Genomic DNA, 6,134 nt, shown 5'->3' with positions numbered 1-6,134 from the left:
TGGCGGGCGGGGGCGCCGCTGGCGCCCGGGCGCGGCATCCGCGCGCTACTTGACGCTGCCCGCCGTGAGGCCGCCGACCAGGCGCTTCTCGATGAGCATGAACAGGATGACCACGGGGATGATCGCCACGATCGAAACGCCGAACACGTAGTGCCACGAGGTCTCGTACTGCCCGACGAACTTCGTGAGGGCCACGGAGAGGGGCTGGTTGCCCGCGGTCGAGAGGATCACGAGCGACGCCGCGAACTCGTTCCAGCAGGCGACGAACGTGAACACGATCGCGGTGACGATGCCCGGCCACACGAGCGGCAGCTGGATGCGGAACAGCACCGTGAGCCGCCCGGCGCCGTCGATCTGCGCGGCCTCGTCGATCTCCTTGGGCACGCCCGCGAAGAACGAGTGCATGATCCACACCGCGAACGACAGGTTGAACGCGGCGTTGATGAGGATCATCGCCGCCCAGGTGTCGATGAGGCCGAGCGTGACGAACTGGCGGAAGAGGCCCGACGTGAGCACGGCGGGCTGCAGCATCTGCGTGACGATCACGAGGAAGAGGAACACGAAGCGGCCCGGGAACCGGAACCGCGCCGTGTAGTACGCCGCGGGCATGGCCACGCCGAGCACCAGCACGGTCGCGAAGACCGCGATCACGATCGTGGAGATGAGGTTCTGCGGCAGCGGCGTCTCGGGGGTGGACCACATGTTGATGTAGTTCTCCCAGTGCCACTCGGTGGGGAGGTACGTGGGCTCCACCGAGCGGATCTGCGCCTTCGTCTTCACCGAGCCGAAGAACATCATCGTGTACGGGAGGATGAAGATCGCCAGCACGATGAGGCCGCCGAGCATGCGCAGCAGCACACGCCCGATGGGCACCTGGTCTTCGGTGTAACGGCGACGGCGAGCGGATGCCGCGGGCGCGTCGATCGTCTCGAACGCGGGGGCGGTGACGGCCACGGGTCAGACCTCCTGCATGGGCTTGACGACCTTCACGTACACCGCGACGATCACGATCACGATGACGAAGGCGACGACCGACAGCGCGCTGGCGACGTCGACCTTGTGCTGGTTCTGGATGTACTTGAAGATCAGCGTCATGATCGTGTCGGCGTCGTAGCCGGGGATCGACCCGGTCATCACCTTCAGGATCGGCAGCGAGTTGAAGACGTTGATGATGTTGATGAGCACGGCCACGCTCAGGGCGCCGCGCAGCTGCGGCAGGATGACGCTCACGTAGGTGCGCATGGGTCCGGCACCGTCCATCTTGGCCGCCTCGCGCACGTCGCCCGGGATCGTCGCGAGTCCGGCGAGGATCGTGTACGTCGTGAACGGCAGGGAGACGAAGACGGCGACCACGATCGACCAGGCGAACGCCGTGGCCGGGTTCCGGGTCCAGCCGTAGCCCTCCGGCGTGTCGACGAGGCCGACGTCGACGAGGAACTTGTTGATGATGCCGAAGTACGGCTCGAGGCCGTAGTAGACGACCAGCGTCGTCATGACGACGGATGCCGCCCACGGGATGATCACCGCGAGTCGCACGATGCGCCGGCCGGGGAACGCCTTGTCGAGGATCTGCGCGAGCCCCAGCGAGATGAGCACGGTGGCGGCCACGACGACGACGACCCACACGATGGTGCGCGCGAAGATCGGCCAGAAGTAGGGGAACGAGAAGACCTCGACGTAGTTGTCGAAGCCGACGGAGCCGTGGTCGAGACCCGAGATGGAGATGTCGCGGGTCGAGTTGTAGAACATGACGACGGCCGGGAACATCACGACGCCGAAGATGAGGATGAGCGCCGGCCCGATCCAGGGCAGCGAGGCGAGCAGGTCGCGCCCGCCGGCCTTGCGCTTGCCCGAGGCGGGCGCCTTCCCGCCGGGGCGGGGGCGGCCGGTGGCCGCCCCCGCTCGGGACGATGACGTGTCGGTCGTGGTGCTCATGATTCGATGGTCACCGATCCCTCCGGTGGTGCGTTCGTTGCGGATGTCGCGGGGCTCAGCCCGCGTCGACCTGGGCCTGGATCTCGGTCAGGACCTCCTGGGAGGGCTTGGTCTGGATCTGTCCGAAGAGCGCCTTGAACGCGGCATCCGTCGCCGACCACTTGGGGTTCGTGCTCGGGTAGAACTGCGCGTCGGGCAGCACCTCGAGGAACGGCGCGAGCGCCTCCTCGCCACCGAGCGCCTCGGCGCCCGACTTCGTCACCGGCAGGAAGCCCTCGGTCTGCACCCACGGCACGTAGACGTCGGCCGTGTAGTAGTAGTCGAGGAACTTCGTGATCGCGTCCTGCTTGTCGCCGTCGTTCTGGAAGGCCATGAGCTGGTCCATCACGCCGAGCGTGAAGGGGCTGCCGTCTTCCGTGGGGATCGGGACGATCGAGTAGTCGAGGTCGGGGTTGTTCTCCTCGATCTGGCCGACGGTCGGCGGGAGGCCGACCTGCATGCCGATCTTGCCCTGGATGAAGATGTCCATGAGCGGCGAGCGGTCGGTCGAGCCGGGGTCGGCCTGCGTCGCACCTGCGTCGATCATCTTCTTGATCTGGTCGGCACCCGGGAGGTTCGCCGGGTCGTCGACCGTGATCTCGGTGGCGTCGCCGAACGTGCCGCCGCCGCCCCAGAGCCACACGGCCGCCTCGGCCTGCGCCTCCTCGGAGCCGAGGGGCATGCCGTAGCCGGCGATGCCGCCGCCGAGCGCGGAGATCTTCGTGGCGGCGTCGAGCAGCTCGTCCCACGTGGTGGGCGGCGCGGCGACGCCGGCCTGCTCGAGCAGGGCGTTGTTGACGAACAGCGCACGAGCCGACGCGATCAGCGGCAGCGCGTAGGCGGTGCCGTCGACCTCGGCGTTCGCGATGAACGAGTCCTGGAAGTCGCTGAACGTGTCAGCCGAGACGACCTCTTCAGCGGGGTAGAGCAGTCCGTCGGCCGCGAAGCCGGCGAAGGGGCCGCCGTTGTAGATGTCGGGGGCCTCACCACCCTGGATCTTGGTGGTGATGACCGACTCGAGGTTGTCCCACGACTGCACCTCGAGGTTGACCTTGATGTCGGGGTTCTCCTTCTCGAAGCCCTCGATCACGTCCTCCCAGAGGCCCTGGGTGTTGTCGGAGTAGCTCGGGACGAGCAGGTCGAGGGTGGTCGCGCCACCGGACTCGTCGTCGGAGCCGGAACCGCCGCCGAACCCGCAGGACGCGAGCGTGAGCGAAGCGGTGGCCGCGAGGGCGATCGCGGCGCCGAAGCGGAGCGACTTCTTCATACGTGGTTCCTCACTGTTCTTGGATCACGAGCGCCGCGGTCGCCGCGCCGGTGCGGGCGGCGGTCTCACCGCCGCGTGCATGCGACTGACCAGAATGAGCAAATATCAATCAGTTTCAGTCACGGTGTGGTCACGATGATGTCGGAGGTGCCGCCATGCCGTCAAGAGTCGGTTGCCTGATCGTTACCGAGCGGATATCCAGCCGGAATACGGAGCGAGCTCTCCGACAAGCGTTCACGACGATGATCGCTGGACAGGATGAACGATCATTTGCAATCATGGTGTTTGCTCTCGCCGACCCTGACACGGAGGAACCACCCATGACCCACGGCACCGATGCCGCGACGCCCGAGGCGGCCGCCGCCGCGCAGGCCGCCGGCGTGTTCGACGCCTAGCTCGTCGCCGTCGGCGGGGTGACGCGTGACGACCGACCGCGGGCGGCGATGGACCCCGCACGCCTCGCCCGGTTCGCGCCCGCATTCGTCGACCCCGAGACGACGGATGCCGCGGCCGCCGCGGCGCGCCACGAGGCATCCGCTCGGGGCACCGTCACCGCCAACACCGTGTGGGTCGCGCCGAGCATCGTGGTCGAGATCGCGATCGACGGCGTGCAGCGGTCGTCGCGGTATCCCGGCGGCATCGCGCTGCGGTTCGCGCGGGTCAAGCGCTACCGCGACGACAAGCGGCCCGAAGACGCCGACACGATCCAGACGCTGCGGGAGCTGCTGCGCGGGTAGCCTCGGGCCGCTCCGGCGAGGGCGCCGCGCCTCAGCGCCGCACGTCGAGTCCCACCCACGACGCCAGCGCGTCGATCTCGTCGTCGACTTCCCGTTGCACCTCGGCTGTGAACGGCTCGTCCTCGTGGATCGCGTTCACGACGAGCACGCCGCCCTTGCGATCGGCCGTCGCGTCGAGCTTGCCCACGAGGCGATCGCCGTGCAGGATCGGCAGCGCGAAGTACCCCCATCGTCGCTTCGCCGCGGGCTTGTACATCTCGAGCGTGTAGTCGAATTCGAACAGCTCGAGGGCACGGGTGCGGTTGTGCACGAGCCGGTCGAACGGTGAGAGCAGGGCCGTGCGCCCCTCGAACGGCTGCCCGAGCAACGCGGGGTCCACGCGCCACTCGCCCGCCACCCCCTCGACCACGGCGGGTTCGCCGGCGGCGCCGACATCCGCCGGCTCCATCGGGACCACCGGCGACTTCGCGCGGGCGATGCCGAGTGAGCGCAACCGGCGCTCGTCGCGCAGCCGGCGGGCCTCGTCGGCCGGCAATGCGCCCAGATCGGCGGGCAGGGCGCGCTCGCCCAGGTCCCAGATGCGTTCCCGCTTGCGGCGGCCGACGATGGCGATCTCGCCGCGGGCGGCCAGGAACTCGAGCATCTGCGTCACGTTGCGGTTGCCGGTCCACCCCGATGACGCCCAGGGCACCACGCTCGTGTCGGGAATCTCTCGAGAGGTGAGTGGTCCTTCGTCGCGCAGCCGCGCGAGCACGTCTCGGCGGAACGGCTCGTTGGCGTCGAGCCACTCCCGCCACCGCGGATAGTCGGGTGACTGCTCCATCTCGGCGCGGAACAGGGCGAGGTCCTCCATCGGCCGGATCAGCGCGTTGAACTCGATGAGGGTGCGGTCGTCCTCGAGCGCGCGCACGAGGTCGGCGGGCGCGTACCCGGCGCCGAGTCGGCTCCAGGCCACCAGGTCGGCGTTCGGCGCGATCGCGGCGGTCGGGTCGACCTGGAGGAAGGTCAGGTGCCGCACGGTCTCGACCAGGTCGGTCGGGCGGTCGGCGTCGAGCAGCTGGGCGCGCACGGCGATGCGGCGCGCTTGCGTGCGATCGAGACGGTGCGGCTCCACGGGTCCACGGTAGCCACCGCCTCCGACGTTCGTCCCCCCGGTCTCCGACCCGCGCTCGCGCTCCCCGTCGCGCCCCGCCCCCGCCCGCGCTCGCGCTCGCGCTCCGAACTGCGGATATACGATCTGGCGCGCCGAGTTGCGGGTCCGAATGGCGGCGCGCCAGATCGTATATCCGCAGATGGGTGCAGGTGCAGGTGCAGGTGCAGGTGCAGGTGCAGGTGCAGGTGCGGGTGCGGGTGCGGGTGCAGGTGCGGGTGCGGGTGGCGTCGCTCGCCGCGGGCCGCAGCGCCCGGTCCGAGTTCTCCGCCGGATGTCACATCGCGGCGGGGCATCCGGTCGTATTGGATGTGAGCAGCGAACACCGCATCCCGACCGCCGAAGAGGAGACCACCCGATGAAGATCGCCGTCGCCGGAGGAACCGGAACCGTCGGACACCACGTCGTCGACGTCGTGCGCGAGCGAGGCCACGACCCGATCGTGCTGGCCCGGTCGACGGGCGTCGACCTCGTGACGGGCGCGGGCGTGGCCGGCGCGCTCGAGGGCGTCGACACCGTGATCGACGTGGCGTCGGTGCAGACGCTGTCGGATGCCGCGTCCCGCGACTTCTTCGGCGCGGTCACCCGCTCCCTGCTCGCCGCCGAGGTGGCTGCGGGGGTGCGGCACCACGTCGCGCTCTCGATCGTGGGCGTGGACGACGCGCCCCACTCGTACTACGCCGGGAAGGTGCTGCAGGAGGAGCTCGTCGCGGCCGGGCCCGTGCCGTGGACGATCCTGTGCGCGACGCAGTTCCACGAGTTCGCGGGGCAGATCTTCGACACCGCGAAGGTCGGTCCGCTCGTGCTCGTTCCGAGGATGCGGTCGCAGCCGGTGGCGGCCAGGGAGGTGGCCGAGCGGCTGGTGGCGCTCGCGGTCGGGGAGCGCGGCCCGGTAGTCGGCGAGGTCGAACCCGGGCAGCTGCCGGGCATCGTCGTCCCAGAGCGCTTCGACGAGGTCGCTGCAGACCGGATCCTCGATCACGGCCGAGACGACGGTGTGGCCGCG

Annotated in this window: 8 protein-coding genes; 4 read left to right on the top strand and 4 right to left on the bottom strand. The window is 69.4% G+C overall.

Annotated features, from left to right (window positions below; translation table 11 throughout):
• Positions 1-45 precede the first annotated feature (45 nt).
• The 3 genes from GH736_RS15305 to GH736_RS15295 are packed head-to-tail and all read right to left on the bottom strand — an operon-like array spanning position 46 to position 3,241.
• Entirely contained in the window at positions 46-954 is a 909-nt protein-coding gene (locus tag GH736_RS15305) for a carbohydrate ABC transporter permease (protein ID WP_235934291.1), read from the bottom strand.
• A gap of 3 nt (positions 955-957) precedes the next feature.
• Entirely contained in the window at positions 958-1,935 is a 978-nt protein-coding gene (locus GH736_RS15300) for a carbohydrate ABC transporter permease (RefSeq protein ID WP_159604850.1), read from the bottom strand.
• Positions 1,936-1,990: 55 nt separating this feature from the next.
• A complete protein-coding gene (locus GH736_RS15295) occupies positions 1,991-3,241 on the bottom strand; it encodes an extracellular solute-binding protein (RefSeq protein ID WP_159604848.1) in 1,251 nt (416 codons plus the stop codon).
• A gap of 242 nt (positions 3,242-3,483) precedes the next feature.
• Here GH736_RS15295 and GH736_RS15290 point away from each other — a divergent pair, with 242 nt between their 5' ends.
• Together GH736_RS15290 and GH736_RS25630 are read left to right on the top strand one after the other, a co-directional pair.
• Positions 3,484-3,636: a hypothetical protein gene (locus tag GH736_RS15290; protein WP_159604846.1), complete on the top strand. Its 153-nt coding sequence runs from the start codon at positions 3,484-3,486 to the stop codon at positions 3,634-3,636.
• A gap of 48 nt (positions 3,637-3,684) precedes the next feature.
• A complete protein-coding gene (locus GH736_RS25630; protein ID WP_328596874.1) occupies positions 3,685-3,978 on the top strand; it encodes an ATP dependent DNA ligase in 294 nt (97 codons plus the stop codon).
• Between the two features lie 31 nt (positions 3,979-4,009).
• On the opposite strand, the gene GH736_RS15280 is transcribed toward GH736_RS25630, so the two are convergent.
• Positions 4,010-5,092 (bottom strand): DNA glycosylase AlkZ-like family protein, encoded by a 1,083-nt coding sequence (locus GH736_RS15280; protein ID WP_159604844.1) that lies wholly within the window; start codon positions 5,090-5,092, stop codon positions 4,010-4,012.
• A gap of 182 nt (positions 5,093-5,274) precedes the next feature.
• On the opposite strand from GH736_RS15280, the gene GH736_RS15275 reads away from it, so the two are divergent.
• Complete coding sequence (locus GH736_RS15275) at positions 5,275-5,490, top strand: hypothetical protein (protein ID WP_159604842.1); 216 nt, start codon at positions 5,275-5,277, stop codon at positions 5,488-5,490.
• Positions 5,487-6,134, top strand: a 648-nt coding sequence (locus tag GH736_RS15270; RefSeq protein ID WP_159604840.1) for an SDR family oxidoreductase, incomplete at its 3' end; no start/stop codon positions are given. The genes GH736_RS15275 and GH736_RS15270, both read left to right, overlap by 4 nt.

The sequence above is a fragment of the Agromyces humi genome (assembly GCF_009720255.1).
Classification (GTDB): domain Bacteria; phylum Actinomycetota; class Actinomycetes; order Actinomycetales; family Microbacteriaceae; genus Agromyces; species Agromyces humi.
Note: the sequence above shows the minus strand (reverse complement) of the source record. Positions and strands in the feature narration are given on the sequence as shown.

Coding starts and splice junctions, on each gene's coding strand:
- GH736_RS15295 (WP_159604848.1), bottom strand. CDS start 3,241: ATGAAGAAGTCGCTCCGCTTCGGCGCCGCGATCGCCCTCGCGGCCACC.
- GH736_RS15300 (WP_159604850.1), bottom strand. CDS start 1,935: ATGAGCACCACGACCGACACGTCATCGTCCCGAGCGGGGGCGGCCACC.
- GH736_RS15290 (WP_159604846.1), top strand. CDS start 3,484: ATGATCGCTGGACAGGATGAACGATCATTTGCAATCATGGTGTTTGCT.
- GH736_RS25630 (WP_328596874.1), top strand. CDS start 3,685: ATGGACCCCGCACGCCTCGCCCGGTTCGCGCCCGCATTCGTCGACCCC.